Here is a 24,486-nt window from a genome sequence, read left to right on the forward strand (position 1 = left end):
ACGGTGGGTGATAGATGCTATAGCCGTGACCGGGAACTTGATCGTGCTCAGATCGAGGTTAACGGGTCGCTTATCGTTCACGGTAGCCTACTTATAGCCAGGCCTCAGTTAAGAGGCGGTTGTCGGGAACTTGGCAGAGTTATTGAGATCAAAACGTGAAGCCTGATCTCAATAACTCTGCCCGGGCCGGGGTGGGCCCGTGTGAAACCCCCAGCAGGAGGTTTCTGCCGGGCGGCAGTATATCGCCGCCACTTACGCAAAACAAACGCTCCGACCGACAATTATTACCCACTTACCGGCTAACGCCTTGATTTACAATGATGCACCTGATGTGAACGCAGTGAATTTGTGTTGCACCATGCTGAGGCAAAATCGTCATTCTACCGTAACAAGCTGTTTACCCTACAAAAGTCTGACTCGCTGGTTCTCGGCTGCGCGTTGACAAAGGGGTGTCAAAACTTTACCTTCCCCCGCGCTTTGGAGGACCTTCCTTACCTTGAGGAACGTTCCCTCGTCCGCCAATGGAGAGATTCCCATGACCGAGAAGAAAGCCACTCTCAAGGTAGAGGGTCAGGACCTGGACCTGCCGATCTACACCCCGACTCTGGGCCGCGACGTTATCGACGTGTCCAAACTGGTAGCTAACGGCGTCTTTACTTTCGACCCAGGCTTCACCTCTACCGCTTCCTGTGAATCCAAGATCACCTTTATCGATGGTGAAGTGGGTAAACTTCTGCACCGCGGCTACTCCATCGAGGAGCTGGCAGGTCAGTCCGACTATCTGGAAGTGTGTTACACCCTGCTGTACGGCGAACTGCCGACCGCAGAGCAACGTGATCAGTTCATCAGCACCGTGAAGAACCACACCATGGTGCACGAACAGATCCGCAACTTCTTCAACGGTTTCCGCCGCGATGCCCACCCGATGGCCATCATGTGTGGTGTCGTTGGCGCCCTGTCCGCCTTCTACCACGACTCACTGGACATCAATAATCCTGAGCATCGTGAAATCACCGCGTACCGCCTGATCGCCAAGATGCCCACCATCGCGGCCATGTGCTACAAGTACGCGCTGGGCCAGCCCTTCATGTACCCGCGCAACGACCTGGGTTACGCAGAAAACTTCCTGCACATGATGTTCGGCAACCCCTGTGAAGAGTCCAAGATCAGCCCGACTCTGGCCAAGGCCATGGATCGCATCTTCATCCTGCATGCGGACCACGAACAAAACGCCTCCACCTCTACCGTGCGTCTGGCGGGCTCCTCCGGTGCCAACCCGTTCGCCTGTATTGCTGCTGGCATCTCTGCCCTGTGGGGCCCGGCACACGGTGGTGCCAACGAAGCCGTGCTGAACATGCTCGATGAAATCGGTCACATCGATAACATCGACGCTTACATCGCCAAGGCCAAGGACAAGAACGACCCGTTCAAGCTGATGGGCTTTGGCCATCGCGTCTACAAGAACTACGATCCACGTGCCACCGTAATGCGCGAGTCGTGTCACGACGTTCTGGCCGAACTGGGTGTAAACGATCCGCAGCTGGAACTGGCCATGAAGCTGGAAGAAATCGCACTGAACGACCCCTACTTCAAAGAGAAGAAGTTGTTCCCGAACGTGGATTTCTACTCCGGCATCATCCTGAAAGCCATCGGGATCCCGACCTCCATGTTCACCGTAATCTTTGCTCTGTCACGCACCGTAGGCTGGATTGCACACTGGAACGAAATGATCTCCAACCCGTACAAGATTGGCCGTCCGCGCCAGCTGTACACCGGCGAAGCCGAACGTTCATTCGTTCCGGTCAACGAGCGCAAATAAGCGCCTCGTTATCGCCTGACAAAAAAGCCGCCTTCGGGCGGTTTTTTTGTGTCTGCAAAAAACCGCCGCGAATTAAGTGCTGCCAGTCATGAACCCCGATACCTCTCATGGTTTCGACTTTCGCTGCTTAAAAGTCGCCGCTCGCTCACCCGGCACTCACCCTACAACAACAGTTTCACTCTGCTGATTGGGCGTTATTACCACCCTGCATTTGCGTGGTTGCGCCGTGCATGCAAGCATCATCGTCTCGCTAGCCAACGCAGACATGACAATGAAAAAAATTCTCGCGCTTCTCATCATCATCGCCATTGCCGCCTACCTGTTATTCTGGCCGGTCAGCATCGAGCCCGTCGCCTGGCAGGCCCCCACAGCCCCTGCCCTTGAAGGCGCCTACGCCACCAACAGGACACTCAGTGAAAGCCACATACTCGGCAAGGATGAAGGCGTTGGCCCGGAAGATGTGGCCATTGATGACGAAGGCTACCTGTACGTGGGCTATGTAGATGGCCGCATTGTTCGTTTTGATCCCGACGGCAAGAACCCGGATCTGATCGCCAACACCGAAGGCCGGCCACTGGGCCTGGATTTCGCGCCCTCCGGCAACCTGATCGTTGCCGATGGTTACAAGGGGCTTTTGAGCATCAACGCGGCCGGCGCCATCACAACCCTGAGCGACAGCGCTAACGGACAGGCCTACGGTTTCACCGATGACGTGGATGTGGACAGCAACGGCATCGCCTATTTCTCCGATGCCTCCAGCAAATTTGGCCCGGCCATGCATGCCCGCGACGACATCATGGAGCACGGCGGCCACGGCCGGCTGTTGCGTTACGACCCAGGCACCGGCCAAGCCGAAGTCCTGCTGGATGGCCTGCAGTTCGCCAATGGTATCGCCCTGTCGCAGAATGAAGACTTCGTGCTGGTCACCGAAACGGGCAACTACCGCATCGTTCGCTACTGGCTCAAAGGCGACAAGGCCGGCAGCCACGATATCTTCATGGATAACCTGCCCGGCATCCCGGATGGCATCTCGGCCAACGGCGACGGTACTTTTTGGCTCGCCCTGTTCAGCCCCCGTAATGCCATGCTCGACAGCCTTTCCGACAAACCCCTGCTGCGCAAAGTCGCCTTTCGCATGCCCAGCTTTCTGCAGCCGCAACCGGTGCATCACGGCTTTGTGCTCGGCCTCAACGAGCAAGGACAGGTCACTCACAACCTGCAAGACAACAGCGACAGCGCCTTCGCCCCGATCACCAGCGCCGAACAGCATGGCAACACCCTCTACCTGGGCAGCCTTACCGAACCGCGCTTTGCCGCTTACCCCCTGGGCGATAACAGCTCCGCCACTGGCAGTAATGACGGAGCCAACGACAAATGAGCACTCTGAACGCCGCCTTTATCGGACTCGGCACCATGGGCTACCCCATGGCCGGCCACCTGGCCGAAGCGGGTATTACCATGACGGTGTACAACCGCACCGGTCAGCGGGCACAGCAGTGGATCAGGGACTACCCCGGCAGCCATGCCGCGACACCCGCTGAAGCCGCTCAGGGGGCTGATCTGGTTTTTGTCTGTGTCGGTAACGACGATGACCTACGCCAGGTGACGCTCGGCGAAGACGGCGTCCTGCAAGGCCTTGCCAAGGACGCGATTCTGATCGATCACACCACCGCCAGCGCAGAAATGGCCCGTGAGCTGGATACCGCCTGTCGGAAGCAGGGCAATCATTTTGTGGATGCCCCGGTCTCCGGCGGGCAACAAGGCGCTGAAAACGGCCAACTGTCAATCATGTGCGGGGGTGAAGAAGCTATCTATCAGCGCGTACTGCCCACCCTTCAGCATTACGCCAAAGCCACCAACCTGATGGGGCCGGCAGGCAGTGGCCAGCTGACCAAGATGGTTAACCAGATCTGCGTGGCCGGCCTGGTGGAAGCGTTATCTGAAGGCGTCGCCTTTGCCCTGAACGCCGGCCTGGATGCCAGCAAAGTCTTCGACACCATCAGCCAGGGCGCCGCCGGTTCCTGGCAAATGGTGAACCGGCACCAAACCATGATCGACGACCAGTATGAGCACGGCTTCGCCGTGGACTGGATGCGCAAGGACCTGGATATCTGCCTGAACGAAGCCGCCCGGAACGGAACGCCACTGCCCATCACTGAGCAGATAAACGACTTTTACCGGGATATTCAGACCATGGGCGGGGGCCGCTGGGATACATCCTCGCTGTTACGCCGGCTGCAGAAAACGCCTGACTCTGACAAGGAAAACTGAATAACAACAAGCCTGGGAGGGCCAACGCCCCTGCCCAAATGCTGAATGCCTGACGCCAAACGCCACATCGCTATTAGCGATACTGGCGTTTGCCGGAATGCCCAAAAACACACTTCCCCCATACAAGCCAAGACCCAGGGCGAACCTCACTCTAAGGCAACATTGTCGCCCCTTTTTTGGGCACAAGCGCGTCCGCGTTCCCGTGTGAAAGCTGCTCTGCCACTTTTTTGGGCAACGCTTCCAGCAACGGCTCATACTCGCCAAGCACCCTCTCCATGCTGTCGAAATGCCCCACCAGGTCGGTTCCCAGGGTAAAGCGGTCCGGGAATTCACGGATAAGAGCCAGCCACTCCTCGCTGGGCACGCCGTCATCAATCAGGTAGTGGTCCTTCACGCTCCACGACAGATCAATATATAAATTCTCATAACGGCTCAGTAATGCCCGCAGGATAGGCGGCAAGGTCCCCAGTGGCGCCTGTCGCTCTTCCACACCACCACTGGTGCCTGCATGGGCCAGCAAAAAACGGGTTTCCGGGTGCTCACTAAGCGCCTCTTCCAGCTCTCCCAGATAGATCGGTGTCTCTTCGCGAAGGGAGGTCAGGTTGCTGTGCAGCAACACGGGAAGATCATAGCGCCCCGCCATCGCATACACCTTCATCAGTGCCGGGTGGTTGGCCCGGGGAGTCTCTCCTTCAGTCAGTGCAGTAAGCTGATCATGGCGGGTGAGAATTTCCCCCACCCCTTGCCACAGGCCCGGGTAGCGCTCAATAAGGTGCTCTACCTGTTCCGCTGCGTGCATGTCCGTGGGATTGAAACCACTGATAAACGGTTGCAACCGCGCCTGCTGCTGCTTCGGCAACGACAACACCGCCTGGGCAACAATGTCATCCGTGGCGCTGTAGTAGTACAGCGGCGCCTCATCACCCAGATAATAGCGGGGGCGGCGTGGCGCCTCCGCCTGCCATTTTTTCATCACCGGCAGACCAAACACCCAGGCTCGCTCCACACCCGCCTCATCCATGGCCGCGATCATCGCCTGGGCGCCCTCGCTGTCCTGCATGAAATCCACATAGTGCAGATGCGCATCAGTCCATTGCCGGCTCGTAACATCTCCAGCATTGGCACAGCCAGCCGACAGCGCAACCAACAGCAACACTCCACTACCCAACACCTTAACCCTGTTTCCCATCCAGCCTCTCCAGCAAATGTTCGCCAACCCGGCACTCGGGTCATCCAATGACCGCAATACAGTGACTACAGACACCGCAGGTTGTTCATGGATATGACATTTTCTTGCCCGAATGTCTCAAAATAGACAATAACTTAAATATGGATCATTATTGACGCTAACAGGAGGCAAAACATGGAACCGGCAACAGCCTATACCCCACAAGCTCTGGACGATGGCGCCCGCCATGCGGCCTTGCGTGCTGTACTGAAACTGCTGGAACACTGGCAATGCAGTGAAAAGGAGAAAATGGCACTACTCGGTGTAGGCCGCTCCACCCTGCACAAATACCAGAGCCAGCCAGACAGCGCGCGGGTAAACCAGGATCTGCTGGAACGGCTCAGCTATCTGCTGAATATCCACCAGGCGCTACGCACTCTGTTCGGCAACAAGGAGAACGTGTACGGCTTTGTGCGCATGGCCAACCATAACGCCTTTTTCAATGGCGCGACGCCAATGAGCATTATGGGCAACGGCCGGGTCGCCAGCCTCTATGAAGTACACCGCCAGCTCGACAGCCTGCGGGGCGGCCAATGGGGCTGAGTGAAGCGGATACCAACGCCTTGCCACGCACCGCGCTACATGGGCAAACCGCCTATAGACTGGTCAATGGCAAATATCCCCCCATCGCCATCTTCGATGATGTGGCGGACCAGGCTGATTTCGATGCGCTGTTTGCCGTGCAGGCTCTCACCAATCCGCGCCTGCAGAACGATGTTGGCGAGTTAAACCGGGTACCGCCCGATCAACGCCCCTGGGGCATACCCGGTTGCAACTATGCGCTGGGCCCTTTCGTGCATGTGAACCCGGCCGGCTCGCGCTTCTCTGCAGGCCATTACGGCGTCTTCTATTGTGCTGACCGCATGGCAACGGCCATTGCCGAAACCCGCTATCACCAGCAACGCTACTTCCAGCAGGTGGATGGCCTCAAATATGACCGCATCGTCATGCGCGGCCTGAAGGTCAATTTCACCGCGACACTCATCGATATCACTCCTGCCAGCGACCACCCAGACTGGCATGCGCCCAATGATTACAGCGCAGCCCACCTGCTGGGCCAGCAACTAAGGGACCAACAGCACAGCGGCATTCATTACGAATCGGTGCGGGCTGCCGGCAGCCATTGCTACGCCCTGCTGACCCCGCAACTTATCGCCAGCATTACCCCCAGCGCTCACTACGAATACATCTGGGACGGCGAAAAAATCGCCCACACCCTGACCATTCGCCGATTAAACTGACCGCCATCAAGCTCAAGGCGCAACAGTGCACACACCTTACTGGCAAATAACAGGACTCAAGGAATGCTGGCTGTTACGGAGAAAGGAAACGCACAGAACGGGCCTGTAGCGTGATGCATGTTGCCCAAGACGTGTGGCGGCCGCAGAGCGGCCATAAAAAAGCCCCACTCTTTCGAGTGAGGCTTTTCTATTTGGCGTCCCCTAGGGGAGTCGAACCCCTGTTACCGCCGTGAAAGGGCGGTGTCCTGGGCCACTAGACGAAGGGGACGTGTTTGGTGGAGCTAAGCGGGATCGAACCGCTGACCTCAACACTGCCAGTGTTGCGCTCTCCCAGCTGAGCTATAGCCCCAAATACCAGTGGGATCAGGTGCATCCCGGTTGGTGCGGCGTATTCTACCGGCCACCCCTACCCTGTCAAGCGCCAGCCAGCGGTTTTTTTCAGAATGAAGTCGATTTGACTACATCCTGAGCAAGTTGCTGAAAAACTGGGCAAAAGCAGTAGCGAGTGACAAGTTTCGAGTTGCGAAAACCTATAGTCTGGCACGGGCTTGCTGCTTTGCCCTTCGAAACTCGCTCCTCGCAACTCGCCCTTCGTCAAGACGTCTCTCAACCCACCGGCAGATCCCGGTAGGCCTTCTCCAGTTTCTTCATCTGCTTCTTGGATACCCCACCCAATACCTCAATGGCGTGGCGGATGCGGGCACGGCTGATGTCAGAACCGATGATCTCCATGGAGTCCACCACCGAGAAACTGGCACTGGTGCCGGCAATGGCGATGAAGACCGGGAACAGGAAATCCTTGATCTTCACTTCCAGGGCATCGGCGATGGCTTTGGCGTCGGCGAACAAGCCGTCACGGTTCCAGTCGTTGCGCGCTTCATAGGTCCAGAGCAGATACTGCAACCACACCTTGATGTCATCGGTGCCGTACTGCTTATGCCCGAAACTGGCTTCGTTGATCGCCGGCATACCGTTAAAGCAGAACGCTGCCTTGTCGGCCACTTCCGACAAAGTCTCCACCCGCTGACGAAGGTGCGGGATGATTTTCATTGCGTAGTCGCGGTTGTAGGCCCAGCCAAGTAGCGAATCCAGGAATTGCTCATCACTCTGATCCCGCAACCATTGGCCGTTCAGCCAGCTGAGCTTCTCCACATCGAACACCGGCCCGCCCAGGGAAACACGCTGAATATCGAACGCGTCCTGCATCTGCAGCAGCGAAAATTTCTCGCTCTCATCCGGCATGGACCACCCCATGCGCCCCAGGTAATTAACCAGCGCCTCAGGCAGGTAGCCCATACGCTGGTAGAACAAGATACTGGTGGGGTTCTTGCGCTTGCTCAGTTTGGATTTATCCGGGTTACGCAGTAGCGGCATGTGACACAGCGCCGGCATATCCCAGCCAAAATATTCATAAAGCAACTTGTGCTTGGGCGCAGAATTAAGCCATTCCTCACCACGAATTACATGGGTGATCTCCATCAGGTGATCGTCCACGATATTCGCCAGGTGGTAAGTTGGCATGCCATCGGATTTCAGCAGGATCTGCGCATCGACCAGCGCCCAGTCCAGCTCGACCGTACCGCGCAGCATGTCCTGAATTTCACAGCGGCCGTCCACCGGTACACGCATGCGAATCACATACGGCACCCCTTCAGCTTCCCGTTTTACCTGATCGTCAGCGGACAATTCCAGGTCCTGCGGTTTCAACGCGCGGTTTTCGCCGCTTTCCTTGAGTCCGGCCCGTAGTGCATCAAGCTCTTCACTGGTGCGGTAGCACTTGAACGCATGGCCCTTTTCGATCAACTCTTCCGCGTACTGGCGGTACATACCCTTGCGTTCGCTCTGGCGGTACGGCCCATGCGGCCCGCCCACGTCCGGGCCTTCATCCCAGGTCAGACCCAGCCATTTCAGAGAATCCAGGATCATCTGTTCGGACTGATCTGTGGAACGGCTCTGATCCGTATCTTCGATACGCAGAATAAACTGGCCACCATGCTGCTGCGCAAAGCAACGATTGAACAAGGCAATATAAGCCGTGCCGACGTGGGGATCACCGGTGGGCGACGGGGCGACGCGAGTACGAACAGTCATGCTGACTCCAATAATGCAAACTGGCGCGGATTATACCTGTCAAAGCTGCCACCATGTAGACACCAAGCCCGGGGTTTCTGCTATGGTTATGACGACTTCATGACTCCGGTTCACTCTGTTGCCCTGTTTCGCCTGGCAGCAGGTCTTCATTGGATTCAACTGCTCAAGGAAAAGACCATGCGTATTCCGTTTCAACGTTCCCTCCTCGTCGCTGTGATTGCCAGCACCGGCCTGTTACAGGCCTGCTCTGACAACAGCAGCGAAGATGCTACCAAAGAAGCAGCGGCTCCAGCTGTAGACGCCCCTGCCGCCACCGATCACAGTAATCACATGAACACCGATGACAGCGCTGAAAAACCGGCTGCCACCGGCATTACCCGCAGCCCCGCTCCGGAAGGCGCCGCCGCTGAAATCGTCAGCCCGGCCAATGGCGCCACCGTCAGTAGCCCGGTAAAAGTTGTCTTTGGTCTGGAAGGCATGGACGTGGCTCCGGCCGGCAACGAGCAAGACAACAGTGGCCACCACCACCTGCTGATCGATCTCGATACCCTGCCCGACATGGGCATGCCGCTACCTGCCAGCGACCAGTTGGTGCATTTCGGCAAAGGCCAGACTGAAACCGAGCTGGAACTGGAACCGGGCACCCACACCCTGCAGCTACTGCTGGGCGATTACCGCCATGTTCCCCATGAGCCACCGGTCATGTCCGAGAAAATCACCATCACGGTGGAATAACTACCCAGCACAAAAAAGGGCCTCGATTGAGGCCCTTTCATTAATCAATCCAGTTCGGTTGGCCCAATCACAGTTCCATCCATCAACACAGCAGCAAAATTTCCCCCACCCCAAACTCTATTACCGTCGAAAACAGGCAAAAGATCCACTCGGTAATACCAAACATCTTCGGCCAGGGAGCACCCATGCTCTGTGAGGGCAATTTCCCTTACGTCCACCGCGTCATAGCGGCTGTACTGGGATTTTGACCACTCCTTCACCAGCCTGTACGCCTCCGAGACAGGCAAAGGAGGCTCCCCCATTTCAGGATTCCATGATGGGGAAGCATGTATCTGCTGGTTTGAGATAATCAAACCCACTTTGGTGCCATCGGATTTCGTTGCCGACATCACAGAACCACCGCCACAGGCAAGAGAGGCGACAGGCACCAGCAGCGTAGCGCCAACAAGAAGTGAAATAATTCGGACCATGCTTCCCCCTGTTTTTGTATTTTTAATATTTTTGCATTCATTTATCGAAGGCGCTATCTGAGTGACAAATAATCAGAGCAATTCAATAACGGAATCCACTATCCTGCACAAGCCTCATCAGCCGCTGCCATTTCCTTAACGTAACAGCAGGTGCGGCACCTTCGCTTCCCGAATCATCTTGTTAGTGGTGCTGCCGACAAAGAATTCGCGGATGCGGGAGTGGCCATAGGCCCCCATCACCACCAGATCCACGTTGTGGCTCTGCTGGTACTGGTGCAAGGCAGGCTCCACCTCACCCTCAAGCGTGGCCGTTTGCACGTTATGCCCGGATTGTTCGAGCTGCCGAGCCGCCTCATCCAGCCCTTCATGGTTATTGCCAACCGTCACCAGATGACAATCCAGCCCCTGGAACAGCGGGCTGTCAGCCAGCATGCTCACGCCCTTGCGTGAGGTAGCGCTGCCGTCGAATGCGAGCATGATGGTTTTCGGTGCCTGAAACGCACCCACCGTCACCAGGATTGGACAATGCAGAGCGCGGATAACACGCTCCACATTGTCTCCCACCTGAGCGCCAATACCCTCGTGCTCTTCGCCTTGCTTGCCGATCACCAGCAAACGCATCTCTTCTTCCAGTTCGGCAAGCGTATCCACCAGATCACCGTGACGTTGACGCTGTTGCGGCTCGCTAATGCCGGCTTCGCTGGCACGCTGACCTGCCGCTTCCAGCATCATCTTGCCTTGCTCCAGTGCCAGGCGGTTACGCTTGGCATCCAGATCGGCCAGTTCTTCCATCAAGTGCTCGCGGCCACCCAGCGCCAGATTACCACTGAAATCGGCACTGACCGGGTAGCGCGAATGATCCAGCACATGCAACAAGGTCAGCGGCGCGCTCAAGCGCTGTGACGCCCAGGCAGCATAGTCACAAACGGTCGAGGCGGCGTTAGAACCGTCTATACAGGCGATGACGTTAGTCATTGTTGTTCTCCTTTGACGCTTAATGCGGCACTTGTTTGCGACGTTTAATGGCCACCCATCATTTTTTCAACAGCAGCAGGCTTGTCGTGAACACCGAATTTGTCCACCAGCGTAGCACTGGCTTCGTTGAGGCCGACGATATCCACTTCAGTGCCTTCACGGCGGAACTTGATCACGACCTTGTCCAGAGCACCAATAGCGGTGATATCCCAAAAGTGGGCACGATGCACATCAATAGTGACTTTATCGATGGCCTCCTTGAAGTCAAACGAGGCGATGAACTGGTCGGAGGAGGTAAAGAATACCTGCCCCACTACGTCGTAAACCCGGTGACCGCCTTCAGCGCTTTCGGTCGCTCTCACGTAGAAGATGCGCCCCACCTTGTTGGCATAGAACAAGGCACTCAATACCACACCGATTCCCACACCAATCGCCAGATTGTGAGTCGCCACGGTGGCAGTCACCGTGGCGAGCATGACCACGGTACTGCTGGCCGGGTGTTTCGCCATATTGGTGATGGATTCCCAGCTGAACGTGCCAATGGAGACCATGATCATCACCGCCACCAGCGCGCCCATGGGGATCTGGGAAACCCACTTGCCCAGGAACACCACCAACACCAACAGGAAACAGCCGGCAAACAGGGTCGACAACCGCTTGCGCCCACCGGACTTCACGTTGATAACCGACTGGCCAATCATGGCGCAACCGGCCATGCCACCCAGAAAACCCGACGCGATATTGGCCACGCCCTGGCCTTTGCATTCGCGGTTCTTGTTGCTGTCGGTGTCGGTCAGGTCATCAACGATGGTAGCCGTCATCATCGATTCCAGCAGGCCAACCACGGCCAGGGCCAAGGAATACGGCAGGATGATTTTCAGGGTTTCCAAATTCAGGGGAATGTCCGGCAGCAAAAAGATCGGCAGACTGTCCGGCAGCTCACCTTTATCTCCCACCGTGGGGACATCAAGCCCCAGATACATCGCTACACCGGTAATCACCACGATGCAGACCAGCGGCGACGGCACCGCCGTGGTCAGCAGAGGCAGCAGATAGATAATCCCCAGGCCTGCCGCCACCATGGCGTAAACATGCCAGGTCACGTCCACCAACTCCGGCAACTGCGCCATAAAAATGAGAATAGCCAACGCATTCACAAACCCGGTGACCACAGAACGCGACACAAATCGCATCAGGTTACCGAGTTTGAGGAACCCCGCGATGATCTGCAGAGCGCCAGTGAGCACCGTGGCCGCCAGCAGGTATTGCAAGCCATGGTCGGCCACCAGAGTCACCATCACCAACGCCATGGCGCCAGTGGCCGCAGAAATCATCCCCGGGCGCCCGCCAAAGAAGGCCGTCACCACGGCAATACAGAAAGAGGCATACAGACCTACTTTCGGGTCCACGCCGGCAATGATGGAGAAGGCAATCGCCTCCGGTATCAACGCAAGCGCCACAACGGCCCCTGCCAGCAAGTCTCCACGGACGTTACTGAACCAGTCCTGCTGAATCGTTCGAAGCATGGATTTCAATCCTGTGTTTGGAAATAACAAGCAAAGGCTGCGCAGCGGCAGCAATAGAATACGGGGAACGGCACCAACCGGCACCGCACGGCAAAGCCATGTAGGGAGGGCGCTAGGGCGGACTCAGCCGTGTTTGGGTCATGGTGAACACCCGGTGTAGTGAGGAAAGGCGCGGATTCTAGCAGAACACCCCCGGCAATTACAGGCAGCCCCGCCTGGCTCATTACGTCAGCAGCCCCTCACCACTACGCCCGATCGGCACAACATGCGATAATCGCCCCCTGTGTTACCGCCACCGCGGCCGTCGCGAAGGCCTCCAATCATATGCCTGATACCGTGTTAATGACCGACCCCACCGCCCACACCACAGTCCGTACACTGGACCGCCGTCTGAGCGTTGCCCCGATGATGGACTGGACTACACGGGACTACCGGTTTCTGGCCCGGCTGATTACCCGCCATACGCTGCTGTACACCGAAATGGTGGTGGCCCAGGCTATCCTGCACGGCGACCGTGACCGTTTCTTGAGCTTCAACGACGAGGAACACCCGGTGGCCCTGCAGTTGGGTGGCAGCGACCCGCAGCGATTGGCCGAAGCGGCACGCATCGCCGGCGACTACGGCTATGACGAAATTAATCTGAACGTGGGCTGCCCATCCGACCGGGTACAACAGGGCAAGATCGGCGCCATCCTGATGGCCGAGCCGGAACTGGTCGCGCGTTGTGTAGAGGCCATGCAGGCAGCTGTCAGCGTGCCTGTTACGGTGAAGACACGCATCGGCATTGATGACCAGGATGACTATGATTTCCTGTACCGGTTTGTGGGTCGCATGGAAGCCGCCGGCTGTACCAGCCTGACGATCCATGCCCGCAAGGCGATTCTTTCCGGCCTCTCCCCCAAGGAAAACCGGGATATCCCACCGCTGATCTACCAACGCGCCTATGCCATCAAGCAGGCCTTCCCCCACATCGAAGTCATCCTCAACGGCGGCGTTAAAACGCTGGATGAGGTGCACCAGCACATGGGCGAAGTGGACGGTGTAATGATCGGTCGCGAGGCCTACCAGAACCCCTATTTCCTGGCCGAAGCAGACCGGGTCGTGTTTGCCGACGACCACCCTATCGCCAGCCGCCGTACCATCGCCGAGCAGTTCCTTCCCTATGTGGAGCGGCGTTATGCTCTCGGCCACGCCCCCAAGCACTCACTGCGGCATATCCTTAACCTGTTTCAGGGGCAACCCGGCGCCCGACGCTTCCGTCGCCACCTGAGCGAAAACATGCACAAACCAGAAACCACCCCGCAAGTGCTCATGGACGCCTTGGCGCAACTGCCTTAGCCTGTTGGTATCTTATATCTCCGTAAGAGCGGCGCTTGAGGCGCGAATAAAACAGTTTCGAGTGACGAGAAGCGAGTTTCGAAAGGCATAAAACGGGTACGGGTTTTCGCAACTCGTAACTCGCTCCTCGCAGCTCGGGAAGTCAAACAGCGCTCCTACGGCACAGAAAACCCCCTGTCATCGTTGGCCTCTACACTGTCCTCCGCCATGACATCAAAAGGAACGGATACCGTGAACAAACGCGAACAGCTCGCCCAGTGGACCTCCCTGGTTGCCGATACCGGTGACCTGGACATGATCGCCCAGCTGGAACCGGAAGACGCCACCACCAACCCATCATTGCTACTGGCAGCTGCCCGAGACTCGCGTTACCGCGATCTGCTCCAGCAAGCGGCAGACCTGTGTCGTACTCTGGGCCATGAAGGCGAAATGGACTGGCTCACCGATACCTATGCCTGCCTGGCCGGACAGGCCATCCTGGAGCGTGTGCCTGGTCTGGTATCCAGCGAGGTCGATGCCCGCCTGTCTTTTGACACCCGCGCCACCGTGGAAAAAGGCCGCCGATTGATGGCGATCTACCGGGAACTGGACGTAGATCCAAGCCGCATCCTGATCAAGGTAGCAGCCAGCTGGGAAGGCATCCGCGCCGTGGAGATTCTGGAAGAAGAAGGCATTCGCTGTAATGTGACGCTGGTGTTCAATCAGGCTCAGGCGCTGGCCGCCGCCGAAGCCGGCGCCACACTGATCTCCCCCTTTGTAGGCCGCATTTTCGACTGGCACCGCAAGAATGGCATGACCATCGAAACCCCGGAACAAGACCCCGGCGTGGTCTCCGTGCGCGACATCTTCGCCACCTTCAAGGCCCGCGGTCTGGACACCATCGTCATGGGGGCCAGCTTCCGCAACGCCGGCCAAATCGAAGCGCTGGCCGGCTGTGACAAGCTCACCCTCAGCCCGGCACTGCTTGAGGAACTGGCTGGCGATAACGGCGGTCTTACCCGGGTACTGGACCCTGAACTGGTGGCCCCGCAAGACGACTGGACACCGGTGAACGAAGCCGCATTCCGTTGGCAGCTCAACGATGATGCCATGGCCAGCGACTTGCTGGCCGATGGTATCCGTCGCTTTGCCAAGGACCAGCAAGCACTGGAAACCTTACTGATAGACGAGGGGGTCATTTGAATTGGCTGAACCGACTGTTTCGCCCTGAAAGCGAGACACCGCAATATTCCGAACACGATCTGCACCGCGCGGCCGCAGCCCTGCTGTTTGAAGTGGCCCGTACCGATGGCACTGTCGATCAGGCAGAAACTCAGCGCCTGATCGCTGCCGTCAATCAGCGCTGGCAGCTAGATGCCGAAGAAATGCAGGATATCGTATCCGAACTGGAAAACCGGGTAGATCAAGCCACCGACCTGTTTGAATTTACCCTGCCGTTACGCGAGCACTGGGGCCCGGAGCAGCGCGTCACGCTAATTGATGAGATGTGGGCCATGGCGGCGGCCGACGGCAAGGCAGACGTGCACGAAGAACATTTGATCCGCCGCGTCAGCGACCTGCTCTACGTCTCGCACGGGGACTACATCCGCGCCAAACTAAAAGCCATTGAAAATTGACAGCTCGCGAGCTGGAGTTCGTCTTTACTTTAAACCTAAGAGACCGCGCCCTTGCTAGGAGCGCGGTCTCATAAAATTGGCAAACAGAAAACCCTGAGCGCATAGCTGTCCACTATCAACTGTCAACTCTCTTCACCACCCCTCGTCTTCGTACTCGTCATTGAGTTCCGAATCGCGGGCTTCAATCTCGGGGAAGCGCAACGACGGCCGGTCACCGCTTTCAAAACGGCGGCGTTGCAGGTAGGCATTGCGCAGGAAGGTATAGCGGTCGCCAACGATATTGCGTTCCAGATCCAGCAAGTCAGCCCGCAAGTCGACCACATACACCGCCGTGAAACTGTGGCGGGTCAGGTCGTGGGGGATATAGTGACGCAGGCGCATGTAGTCTTCCGGCAGGATAGCCGCAGCATCCCGGCCCGTAGACGGCCCCCAGAATGGCAACACCATGTAAGGACCTTCAGGAATTCCCCAGCGGGCAAACGTCAGGCCCAAATCGGTATTGCGCTTCTCCAGATCCACCTTGCTGGCCACATCAAACAAGCCACCAATGCCTAGCGTGGTATTGACCGCAAACCGGCCCCAATTCTGGCCCACATGCCCCCAGCGCCACTGCAGGACACTGTTCAGCCCGCTGCGAAAATCACGCAGGTTTTCATAAAAACGGGTGATGGTGTCGTTCATCCACTGTGGCGTGACCTTGTCGTACCCCTTGGCAACGGGCTTCAGGCCGTATTTATCCAGTGCTTCGTTGAAAGCAAAGATCTTGCGGTTGATATCTTCCCAGGGGTCTTCGTACTTGGGTTTGCCGCCCGGGGAATCAAATGCCGTGGACGCATCCCCCCAGTCTTCTTCCGCCTGAACGGCGAATGGCAGACATAACAGCAAGCTCAGCAATAGATAACGCACGGACACCCCGGACAGTAATGGACGCCGCATTATAGCGACGCCCCACCCCCTACGAACAGTGCCTCCGGCAAACCGTTACCCAACCCGCACAGGTTTTACACATTCGATCTGGCGCGAGCCCAGCAACGACGGGCAATCCAGTAGTCCAGGCTGACAAAACGGCCGGCCCCGGAGAAGAACAACACCAACAGCATAACCAGGTAAGTAACGGCAAATTCAATGCCATTATTCAACACCACAAAATTGCCTTTACCGGTAAGCCAGTCGTACTGTCCGTGCTCGCGCAGAATGGCCCGCGCCCGGCCCAAGCGCTCGCCCACAGCCTCACTGTTCTGCAAACTTTCCACGGCCCCCGGAAACCCGACCTCGGCCAGGGGCGCAGCCATGCTGGTCGCCGGATTGCCTGGTGCGATGGCAAACCAGCCGTTCTCCCAATGTACGGAGCCAATGGCGACCAGCATGGTGAACATCAACGGGATGCTGATATAACGGGTGAAAAGGCCCAGTAGCAGCAAGATACCGCCAACCAGCTCGGTGGCCGTCGCGAGAAAGGCCAGTAACGCCGGAAAAGGCAAACCCAGCCCCCATTCACTGTTGCCAAACCAGGACACCGTACTCTCAAAGCTCATGGCCTTGTTATATCCAGCGCTGAACATCACCGGAACCAGAAATAAACGAAGCGCCAGAGGCGCAAGGAAATCGGCAATACGGGTGTGATTCAACGCCGCATGAATGCGGTGAAACAAAGACAGTAGCGTGGTCATCGTCAGGTTCCTTACAGGCGACTCAGTGAGGTTCCTATAAGGATGTCCCGCTCACGCATTTGTTGCAGAATATCGCGAGAAAAAGTTTCCAGCGCCGCCACGTCCGCAAACTGCATTTCCTCAGCCAGGCGCCCCACCACTGCTTTCCCCGTCTCCGTTGGGTGTTCGCCAATCAACTGCAGCAATCTGGCAGTCGGCGCGTTGATTTCCATAAAGCGCACGCCATCATCCCGGCCGCGATAAACCAGTAACCAGACCGGTTGCTCAAGCGCTTCCTGGGGCTGAAATTCGCTACAAATTTTGTGCACAGGAAAGTGGTAGCTCAATATCTCATGCAGAGGGCTAAGCTGGGGAATCGCTCGGAGTAGATCTCCATCCGGATGAAACCCGGTTTCCGGGAAGGTTTCTGTGGAGGCATCCAGCACCAGCTCCATCCACTCGTAATGCGCCAACTCCAGCATAAAAACCGGGTCGCCGGGCTCACTGCCCTGGCCACTGGCCAGAAAGCTGACAAATTCCCGGGGAATTTCCAGAAAATAAGGGGTTTGACTGGCATGTTTTTCAAAGAATGCCCTGGCCAGTCTTTGCCAACGCGCACTGTCCAGAAGGCTGTGCAGCACAGGAAATCCCTGGCGCAAAAAACCGTTCACATTGTTGAAAAACAGATTGCGATAAATATCCAGACGCCGCTCTTCGATGCCGTCGGGGGCAGGGTACGAATCCGGGTTACGCAAGTGCGCAGCAAATTCCCGCTGTAGCGTCTGAAAATCCTGGGCTTTCATGACAGCACAGACTTTCTGGAAGACGAGCCAGGTGCGGATGCCTTTATGGTCGCGCTCGCATAGTGTTGCTGATAACCGCCAATCTTGCGCAACTCGGCAAACAGGGTGTCGTTATCCGGAATATTGAAGTCCCGTTCCAGCAACGTGGGAAGTGCACCAAACGTCTGATATGCATGGTCCAGTAATGCCCACACCGGGTCGATCACATCGCTGCCGTGGGTATCCACTTTCAAATCTTCCGCTTCATCGAAATGGCCTGCGATGTGCAAATAACAAATGCGTTCACCAGGCAATGCGGAAATAAAGTCGTAGGGGTCATAGCCGTGATTAATACCGTTCACATAGGCATTATTCACATCCAGTAGCAGTTCGCAGTCAGCCTCCTGCAATACGGCTTTGACGAAATCGATCTCTGACATTTCTGCACCGGGCGCGGCATTCCCCAACCGAGCATAGTAGCTAACGTGTTCAATGCCGATCGGTTGTTCAAGAAAGTCCTGCACCTGGCGAATACGATCCGCCACGTAATGCACCGCCTCTTCCGTAAAGGGAATCGGCATCAAATCATAGAGATGACCGTGGTCACTGCAATAACTCAGGTGTTCCGTATAGCGGCGAATGTTGTGTTCTTTAAGAAACGACTTCACCGACTTCAGTAATTCGAAATCCAGCGGTTCTGGCCCACCCAGTGACAAACTCAGCCCGTGAGTCACAAAGGGATAGCGCTCGGTAAAGGCACGAAACTCTTTACCCAGACGGCCGCCCATGGGAATCCAGTTCTCTGGCGCCACTTCCATAAAATCAAAAGGGATACTGTCAGGCGCGGAATCATGGGCCTGTGAAAGCGGGCCCATGAGGGCCCGCCGAAGACCCAGGCCCACTCCGGACACTGGTGTCTCAGTTTTCATGATCAGGCGTCCTTATGCGTCACCGCCGCATTTGCCTTCACCACACTTGCCTTCGCCTTTCTTGTCTTCACCACATTTACCTTCGGCGCCTTTTTCACCACAGCTGCCTTCGGCTTTCTTGTCTTCGCCGCACTTGCCTTCACCACACTTGCCTTCAGCGTGATCTGAGGCCAACTGGTAGCCAGCGCTCAGGTCTGCAGCAGCAAACGGATTTTCAGCAGCCTGGGCCACTGGTGCAGAGAGTGCAGAAGCGACAACAGCAGCACCAACGGTAGCAGCGAGGGGGTTCAATTTAGTCAGCTTAGCCATGTTAAGTCTCCATACTTACTTTATTGAGGGTGTACATTATTGAATGTCATGTCCGAAGCCGTTTTAACGGCTCAGGCACCCGCTCAAATCAAGAGCACCTGACACAGACAATATAGAGATGCTGGCGTGAGGTAAACGTTACGGCTACAGGCCAAAAAAAGAAAAAAGGCCGCAAAATGCGGCCTCGTGAAGAGCATGTGAATGCAGTAGTGGTTATTTGATGCGGTTCACAATAACGCTGCCGATGGAATAACCGGCACCGAAGGAACAGATAACGCCCTTGGTGTCCACGGGCAGATCTTCATTGTATTTGTGAAACGCAATCATCGAGCCCGCTGAGCTGGTGTTGGCGTATGCATCCAGAATAACCGGAGCTTCCTCACGGGTGGCGGGACGGCCCAGTACCCGTTTGGAAATCAGTTCGTTCATGCTCAGGTTGGCCTGGTGCAGCCACATGCGGCTGACAGAGTCGACCGGCACCTGGGTATCGGCCAAGTGCGAGCTGATCTGCTCGGCAACCATGGGGCAGACTTCCTTGAAAACCTTTCGTCCTTCTTGACGAAACAGCTTGTCACGGGCGCCCACGCCACGCTCATCAGCCCGGTTCAGGAAGCCAAAGTTATTACGAATGTTGTTGGAAAACTTGGTTTGCAGGCGAGTGCCCATAATCTCCCATTGATTGCTGGAATTGGCGTCTTCCTTACGCTCCAGAATCACGGCCGTGGCCACGTCACCGAAAATGAAGTGGCAGTCACGATCTTCCCAGGCCAGGTGTGCCGAGCAGATTTCCGGGTTCACCATCAGCACCCGGCGGGCACTGCCATTGCGGATCGCGTCCACGCCGGCCTGGATCCCGAAAGTGGCACTGGAACAGGCCACATTCATGTCGTAACCCCAGCCGTGGTCCATCCCCAGGGCCGCTTGCACTTCCACTGCCATGGCCGGGTAGGCACGCTGCATATTGGAACAGGCCACCAACACGGCATCCAGGTCATTGGCTGTCAGGCCGGCGTTGTCCAGTGCCTGTTTGGCGGCCTTGACGGCGATCTCAGCCTGGATGGACACCTCGTCATCAGTGCGCTCATCAATACGGGGAGCGAGACGATCAGGGTCAAGAATCCCTGTTTTATCAATCACATAACGCTGCTTAATGCCTGACGCCTTTTCAATGAAAGCGCTGTTGGACGGGCCCAGGGCCTCCAGCTCGCCGGCTTCGATGGCTTGTGCATTGCGGGCGTTATAACGCTCCACGTATTCATTGAATGATTCCACCAGTTCGTCGTTGGTGATGGTCTGGGCCGGAGTCCACAGGCCGGTCCCACTGATTACAACCGAATAGCTCACAAGCGAGTCCTCGCACTAATGCAGGGCCAGCCGCCCTGCTACAGCAAATTAGATAATGGGTCGATTATCCGGATTCAGTGGGCCCGGCGCAAAGGCACCAGGGCCCATTTTGTTGGTTATTACGGTCGTTCAGAGGCCCGTTTACGTCTTGTGCTGTACCTGGAGCGCCGTAAGCAAGCCTATATTCGCCCTTCAGCATTGCTCCCACTGTTTATTCAGTCGTTTCGCTGAAACCGGCAGTTTGGTGCCCAGTTGCTGGGCAAACAGACTCACCCGGTATTCCTGCAGCATCCAGAAAAACTGCTGCAAGGGCTCGGATTGCTTCCATAACGGGGCGCCAGCAGCCCGGGTTTCATGCTGTTTGCTGTACGCCTCCAGCTCCGCACTGAGAGTGCGATCCTTGCCAATCTGCCCTCCCAGCTTATCCAGGCGATGATCAATCGCCCCCAGTAGCCGGGGGTATTCCTGTAACCAGGCCCAGGGCACCTGTAACAACACATCATCGGGAAATAATTGCCCAAGTTGCTGCTTCAGGTCGCGATGGGCATGGGCCCAGGCCAGCGGAAAGTTCTTCTCCAGTGTTCCCATCAGCTGCCGATAATGTGCGAACAGTTTTCCCAGGGTCGCCAATTGCTGCTGTGCCCAGGGCACAAAATCTCCACGGTGGGCATTGAGTCGGTCCCGAAACGACGTCTCGTTACGCACCGGCTTATCCAGCTGGAAATGCTCGGCCAATAACCGCAGCAGGGCGTGATCCAGCGCGTTGCGGGCCATGGGGCCTTTCTCGGTTTTCAGCTTCTGGAAACCCGCCATTTGCGAAGCCTGCTTGCGCAGATCCCGTAGCTGCACCGACAGTTTGAAGCTCAACAAGCGGGCCGTGCCCCATCGGTGTGCCCAGGCACCCTCGACTTCATCGTCCCGATACTGCAGCTCTACTTCGCTGCCAATATCCACCAGCACCGGGAAACGGCGCACGGTCATGCCACCCAGGTCCTGATCCTCGGTTTCCGGCAGATCACCAAACAGCCATTCCTGACCACGCAATGCCGGCGTGGCCTCCCTGGGTTTGGGAAGATCACGGGTGACGCCGGCCAGCCGGTCTTTTACGTCGTCCAGGCTACGCCCCTGGGCGAGCACCTTGCGTTTGCCATCAACACGGTCCACCACCTGAATAAACATGCGCAGATGGTCCGGCAAGGTGGCAGCCTGCCACTCCTCAAGCTCAACACGCAGGCCGGTCATGCGTTGCAGTTCCCGGGTCATGGCCGGCAACAACGGCTCATCCGGCGTCAGAGTTTCCATCAGGGCGCTGACATAATCCGGCACCGGCACAAAGTGACGACGGCGGGCCTTGGGCAAGGCCCGAATCAACGCTTCCAGCTTTTCACGCAGCAAGCCGGGCACCAGCCAGTCCAGTCGCGCCTCGGATACCTGATTCAGCGCAGCCAACGGCACGATCAGGGTAACCCCATCGCGCTCCCCGGTGGGATCAAAGCTGTATTCCAGCGGCAGGCGCAGCCCATCGAGTTTCAGTTGATCGGGAAACTGATCGCTGCCCAGATCAGGGCTTCGCGAAAGCAGGAAACTCTCATCCATGAGCAACGCGGTTTTCTGTTCCTCGCTGGCCTGTTTGCTGTACCAGTTCATCAGCCCGGCGACAGTGTGAATGCCACCGGGCAGGCGCGCATCGTAGAAAGCCACACGCGCTTCTTCATCCACCAAAATATCCCGACGGCGCAGTTTGTGCTCCATCTCCTCCAGTGTTTCAAAACGCTCGCGATTGGTTTTCACAAACGGCGGCTCTCGGGTCAGATGCCCCATGACCAAACCTTCACGGATCATCAGCTCACGGGCTTCTTCCGGATGAATGGCCCCATAGTTCACGGGCCTGCCGCTGGCCAGAATCAAGCCGAACAGGTTGACCTGTTCCTTTGCCATGGCGCAGCCGCGCTTTTTCGACCAGTGCGGCTCAAAGTATTGGCGCTTGAGCAGGTGCCCCGCCGCCTGTTCGATCCACAACGGATCCGTTTTTGCCACGGTCCGGGCAAACAACCGACTGGTTTCCACCTGCTCTGCCGCCATCAACCAGCGCACCTTGGTCTTTGACAGTGACGACCCCGGCCATACCAGGGGCTTGCGGTTTCGCGTCGACAACCATTCGCCCTCTTCCGTGCGTTGCATGACATTAGCCAACAACCCGGTAAGCAACGCCTGATGCAGCGGCGCGTAGAGCGGGGACGGAGGAGCGTTATCGCCGTTTTTGCTCTTTGCCTTCTCAGGTTCTCTTAACGGCAATCCGGATTCCACTGGCGCATTCAGTTTCCAGCCCTGCTCTTTACTCAGCAATAATAGTTGACGATGAGTGTCGCGCCATTCGCGCATTCGCGTGGGAGACAGGAAGGTTTTCTTGAGCAGTTTCTCGTACTGATTGCGGCTCAAGGATTCGCGTTGGGAATCCGCCCACTGCCACAACTTCACAAAGAACAGAAAATCCGATTCCTTGTCGGTGAAAGGCTGGTGGGCATGATCCGCTTGTTGCTGCTTATCGTGGGGGCGTTCCCGAGGATCCTGGGCGGCCAGTGCGGACACCACGATCAAGGCCTCGCGCAACACTTTCTTTTCCGCCGCCGCGACCAGCATTCGGCCCAGAGTGGGGTCCAGCGGGAAACGTGCCAGCTGCCGCCCCAGTGCGGTCAGCGTCTGTTTTTCTGTCAGCGCGCCCAGCTCATCCAGTAATCGATAACCATCGCGAATCAGTCGGCCATCCGGTGGTTCGATAAAAGGAAAATCCTCCACTTTACCTAACCGCAGGTCTGCCATCTGCAGGATCACTGCGCCCAGGTTGGTGCGCTGGATTTCCGGATCGGTGAACGCCGGCCGGTTGAGAAAATCGTCTTCGTCAAACAGGCGGAAACAGATACCCGGCATCACGCGGCCGCTACGGCCGGCCCGCTGATTGGCACTGGCCTGACTCACCGGCTCCACCGGCAGACGCTGCACCTTGGAGTGCACGCTATAACGGCTGATACGCGCGGTACCGGCATCTATCACATAGCGAATGCCGGGCACCGTGAGTGAGGTCTCTGCCACGTTGGTACTGAGCACCACGCGGCGCCCCCGGTGCGACGAAAAAATCCGGTGCTGCTCGGCCTGGCTGAGACGTGCATACAGCGGCAGGATTTCCGTATCACGCAGGCTGGAACCATGAGTCGCGCAGCGTTTCAAATGGTGGTGCACATCGCGGATATCACGTTCACCAGCCAGAAATACCAGTACGTCTCGCGCCATGGGCAGGCCATCGCGACGCTCATCACGCTGAATTTCCAACAGGATATCTTCCACCTGCCGGGACAGCTCCTGCCCGTCTGCGGGTGGCCGGTAACGCATCTCCACCGGAAAAGTACGCCCGGACACTTCCAGCACCGGGGCGCCACCGAAATGTTCGGCAAACCGTTGGTGATCGATGGTGGCCGAGGTGATGATCACTTTCAGATCAGGCCTGCGCGGTAACAGTTGCTTGAGATAGCCAAGCAGAAAATCGATGTTCAGGCTGCGCTCGTGGGCCTCATCAATAATCAGGGTGTCGTACTGGTTAAGAAACCGGTCCTGCTGAATCTCATTAAGCAGCATGCCATCGGTGAGCACCTTGATCAGCGAATGTTCACTGACCTGCTCGGAGAACCGCACCTTGAACCCCACGGTGGCGCCCAATGGGCTATGCAGCTCTTCCGCTACCCGGGTTGCCACCGCTCTGGCCGCCAGCCGACGAGGCTGGGTATGGCCGATGGTGCCTTCAATACCCCGCCCCAACTCCAGGCAGATTTTCGGTAACTGGGTGGTTTTTCCTGAGCCGGTTTCACCAGCGATTACCACCACCTGGTGGTCGCTGATCGCCTGCTTGATATCCTCTCGGCTGGCCACCACCGGGAGATCCGGCCACTCCAGCGCCGGCACGGCTGCCAGGCGTTTATCCCGGTTGGCCATGGAGGCGACCATGGCCTCGGCGACTTTATCTACAGCTTTAGGGTTACGTTTCCCGGCCGGCGTTCGTGCCAGGCCATCAACCCGTTTCTTCAGACGAAAACGGTCAGCCCGACGTACTTTGTCGAGCTGCTGGTAAAGCGGTTTCAGGGTATCGGTCATTAAAGGAGCCTCTAAAAAAC

General features: G+C 57.1%; 21 protein-coding genes, 2 tRNA genes and 1 pseudogene. 9 read left to right on the plus strand and 15 right to left on the minus strand.

Annotation, left to right across the window (positions count from 1 at the left end):
• Positions 1-81: pseudogene (locus tag CL546_RS06595) on the minus strand (succinate dehydrogenase, cytochrome b556 subunit); the annotation flags it as partial.
• 454 nt (positions 82-535) lie between these two features.
• On the opposite strand from CL546_RS06595, the gene gltA reads away from it, so the two are divergent.
• The 3 genes from gltA (at position 536) to CL546_RS06610 (ending at position 4,090) form a co-directional block, all read left to right on the plus strand.
• Entirely contained in the window at positions 536-1,819 is a 1,284-nt protein-coding gene (gene gltA / locus CL546_RS06600; protein WP_007150366.1) for a citrate synthase, read from the plus strand.
• A 271-nt stretch (positions 1,820-2,090) separates the two neighbouring features.
• Positions 2,091-3,197: an SMP-30/gluconolactonase/LRE family protein gene (locus CL546_RS06605; protein ID WP_290493792.1), complete on the plus strand. Its 1,107-nt coding sequence runs from the start codon at positions 2,091-2,093 to the stop codon at positions 3,195-3,197.
• Positions 3,194-4,090: an NAD(P)-dependent oxidoreductase gene (locus tag CL546_RS06610; protein ID WP_290493793.1), complete on the plus strand. Its 897-nt coding sequence runs from the start codon at positions 3,194-3,196 to the stop codon at positions 4,088-4,090. Before CL546_RS06605 ends, CL546_RS06610 begins: the two co-directional genes overlap by 4 nt.
• 151 nt (positions 4,091-4,241) lie before the next feature.
• Here the strand turns inward: CL546_RS06610 and CL546_RS06615 are convergent, their stop codons facing one another.
• On the minus strand, positions 4,242-5,279 hold the full coding sequence (locus tag CL546_RS06615; protein WP_290493794.1) for an amidohydrolase family protein: 1,038 nt from the start codon (positions 5,277-5,279) through the stop codon (positions 4,242-4,244).
• Between the two features lie 174 nt (positions 5,280-5,453).
• Between CL546_RS06615 and CL546_RS06620 the strand changes: the two genes are divergently transcribed.
• Entirely contained in the window at positions 5,454-5,861 is a 408-nt protein-coding gene (locus CL546_RS06620; RefSeq protein ID WP_007149390.1) for an MbcA/ParS/Xre antitoxin family protein, read from the plus strand.
• On the plus strand, positions 5,852-6,559 hold the full coding sequence (locus CL546_RS06625; RefSeq protein WP_290493795.1) for an RES family NAD+ phosphorylase: 708 nt from the start codon (positions 5,852-5,854) through the stop codon (positions 6,557-6,559). The genes CL546_RS06620 and CL546_RS06625 overlap by 10 nt, the downstream gene beginning before the upstream one ends.
• Before the next feature lie 192 nt (positions 6,560-6,751).
• Here the strand turns inward: CL546_RS06625 and CL546_RS06630 are convergent.
• From CL546_RS06630 to gltX, 3 genes are all read right to left on the minus strand, one after another.
• Positions 6,752-6,827: transfer RNA gene (locus CL546_RS06630), tRNA-Glu, on the minus strand.
• A 5-nt stretch (positions 6,828-6,832) separates the two neighbouring features.
• Positions 6,833-6,908 (minus strand) — tRNA-Ala (locus CL546_RS06635).
• 257 nt (positions 6,909-7,165) lie between these two features.
• Complete coding sequence (gltX, locus tag CL546_RS06640) at positions 7,166-8,650, minus strand: glutamate--tRNA ligase (protein ID WP_290493796.1); 1,485 nt, start codon at positions 8,648-8,650, stop codon at positions 7,166-7,168.
• Positions 8,651-8,827: 177 nt separating this feature from the next.
• On the opposite strand from gltX, the gene CL546_RS06645 reads away from it, so the two are divergent.
• Positions 8,828-9,385, plus strand: coding sequence for a DUF4399 domain-containing protein (locus tag CL546_RS06645; RefSeq protein WP_290493797.1), 558 nt, complete (start codon positions 8,828-8,830; stop codon positions 9,383-9,385).
• Between the two features lie 44 nt (positions 9,386-9,429).
• Here the strand turns inward: CL546_RS06645 and CL546_RS06650 are convergent, their stop codons facing one another.
• The 3 genes from CL546_RS06650 to CL546_RS06660 all read right to left on the minus strand — a co-directional run bounded on the left by CL546_RS06650 (position 9,430) and on the right by CL546_RS06660 (position 12,356).
• Positions 9,430-9,855 carry a hypothetical protein gene (locus CL546_RS06650; RefSeq protein WP_290493798.1) on the minus strand — a complete coding sequence of 142 codons (426 nt, stop codon included), beginning with the start codon at positions 9,853-9,855 and terminating at the stop codon, positions 9,430-9,432.
• Between the two features lie 135 nt (positions 9,856-9,990).
• Positions 9,991-10,830, minus strand: a complete 840-nt coding sequence (locus tag CL546_RS06655) for a universal stress protein (protein WP_290493799.1) — start codon at positions 10,828-10,830, stop codon at positions 9,991-9,993.
• Between the two features lie 44 nt (positions 10,831-10,874).
• Positions 10,875-12,356, minus strand: coding sequence for a SulP family inorganic anion transporter (locus tag CL546_RS06660; RefSeq protein ID WP_290493800.1), 1,482 nt, complete (start codon positions 12,354-12,356; stop codon positions 10,875-10,877).
• A gap of 324 nt (positions 12,357-12,680) precedes the next feature.
• On the opposite strand from CL546_RS06660, the gene dusA reads away from it, so the two are divergent.
• From dusA to CL546_RS06675, 3 genes are all read left to right on the plus strand, one after another.
• Complete coding sequence (dusA, locus tag CL546_RS06665) at positions 12,681-13,694, plus strand: tRNA dihydrouridine(20/20a) synthase DusA (RefSeq protein ID WP_290493801.1); 1,014 nt, start codon at positions 12,681-12,683, stop codon at positions 13,692-13,694.
• 207 nt (positions 13,695-13,901) lie between these two features.
• A complete protein-coding gene (locus CL546_RS06670; protein ID WP_290493802.1) occupies positions 13,902-14,876 on the plus strand; it encodes a transaldolase in 975 nt (324 codons plus the stop codon).
• Positions 14,873-15,310 (plus strand): tellurite resistance TerB family protein, encoded by a 438-nt coding sequence (locus CL546_RS06675; protein WP_290493803.1) that lies wholly within the window; start codon positions 14,873-14,875, stop codon positions 15,308-15,310. Before CL546_RS06670 ends, CL546_RS06675 begins: the two co-directional genes overlap by 4 nt.
• 132 nt (positions 15,311-15,442) lie before the next feature.
• Here the strand turns inward: CL546_RS06675 and CL546_RS06680 are convergent, their stop codons facing one another.
• The 7 genes from CL546_RS06680 to hrpA form a co-directional block, all read right to left on the minus strand.
• Positions 15,443-16,246 (minus strand): MlaA family lipoprotein, encoded by an 804-nt coding sequence (locus CL546_RS06680; RefSeq protein WP_290493804.1) that lies wholly within the window; start codon positions 16,244-16,246, stop codon positions 15,443-15,445.
• Positions 16,247-16,311: 65 nt separating this feature from the next.
• Positions 16,312-16,980 (minus strand): HvfX family Cu-binding RiPP maturation protein, encoded by a 669-nt coding sequence (locus CL546_RS06685; protein ID WP_290493805.1) that lies wholly within the window; start codon positions 16,978-16,980, stop codon positions 16,312-16,314.
• 11 nt (positions 16,981-16,991) lie between these two features.
• Positions 16,992-17,762 (minus strand): HvfC family RiPP maturation protein, encoded by a 771-nt coding sequence (locus CL546_RS06690; protein ID WP_290493806.1) that lies wholly within the window; start codon positions 17,760-17,762, stop codon positions 16,992-16,994.
• Entirely contained in the window at positions 17,759-18,670 is a 912-nt protein-coding gene (locus tag CL546_RS06695; RefSeq protein WP_290493807.1) for an HvfB family MNIO-type RiPP peptide maturase, read from the minus strand. Before CL546_RS06695 ends, CL546_RS06690 begins: the two co-directional genes overlap by 4 nt.
• A 12-nt stretch (positions 18,671-18,682) precedes the next feature.
• Positions 18,683-18,979 carry an HvfA family oxazolone/thioamide-modified RiPP metallophore gene (locus CL546_RS06700; protein ID WP_290493808.1) on the minus strand — a complete coding sequence of 99 codons (297 nt, stop codon included), beginning with the start codon at positions 18,977-18,979 and terminating at the stop codon, positions 18,683-18,685.
• A gap of 213 nt (positions 18,980-19,192) precedes the next feature.
• The gene (locus tag CL546_RS06705; protein WP_290493809.1) at positions 19,193-20,323 is read right to left on the minus strand and encodes a beta-ketoacyl-ACP synthase III; all 1,131 of its coding nucleotides are present in this window, start codon (positions 20,321-20,323) and stop codon (positions 19,193-19,195) included.
• Positions 20,324-20,515: 192 nt separating this feature from the next.
• Complete coding sequence (gene hrpA, locus CL546_RS06710) at positions 20,516-24,466, minus strand: ATP-dependent RNA helicase HrpA (RefSeq protein WP_290493810.1); 3,951 nt, start codon at positions 24,464-24,466, stop codon at positions 20,516-20,518.
• Positions 24,467-24,486 lie beyond the last annotated feature (20 nt).

The organism is Alcanivorax sp., assembly GCF_002726155.1.
GTDB lineage: Bacteria > Pseudomonadota > Gammaproteobacteria > Pseudomonadales > Alcanivoracaceae > Alcanivorax.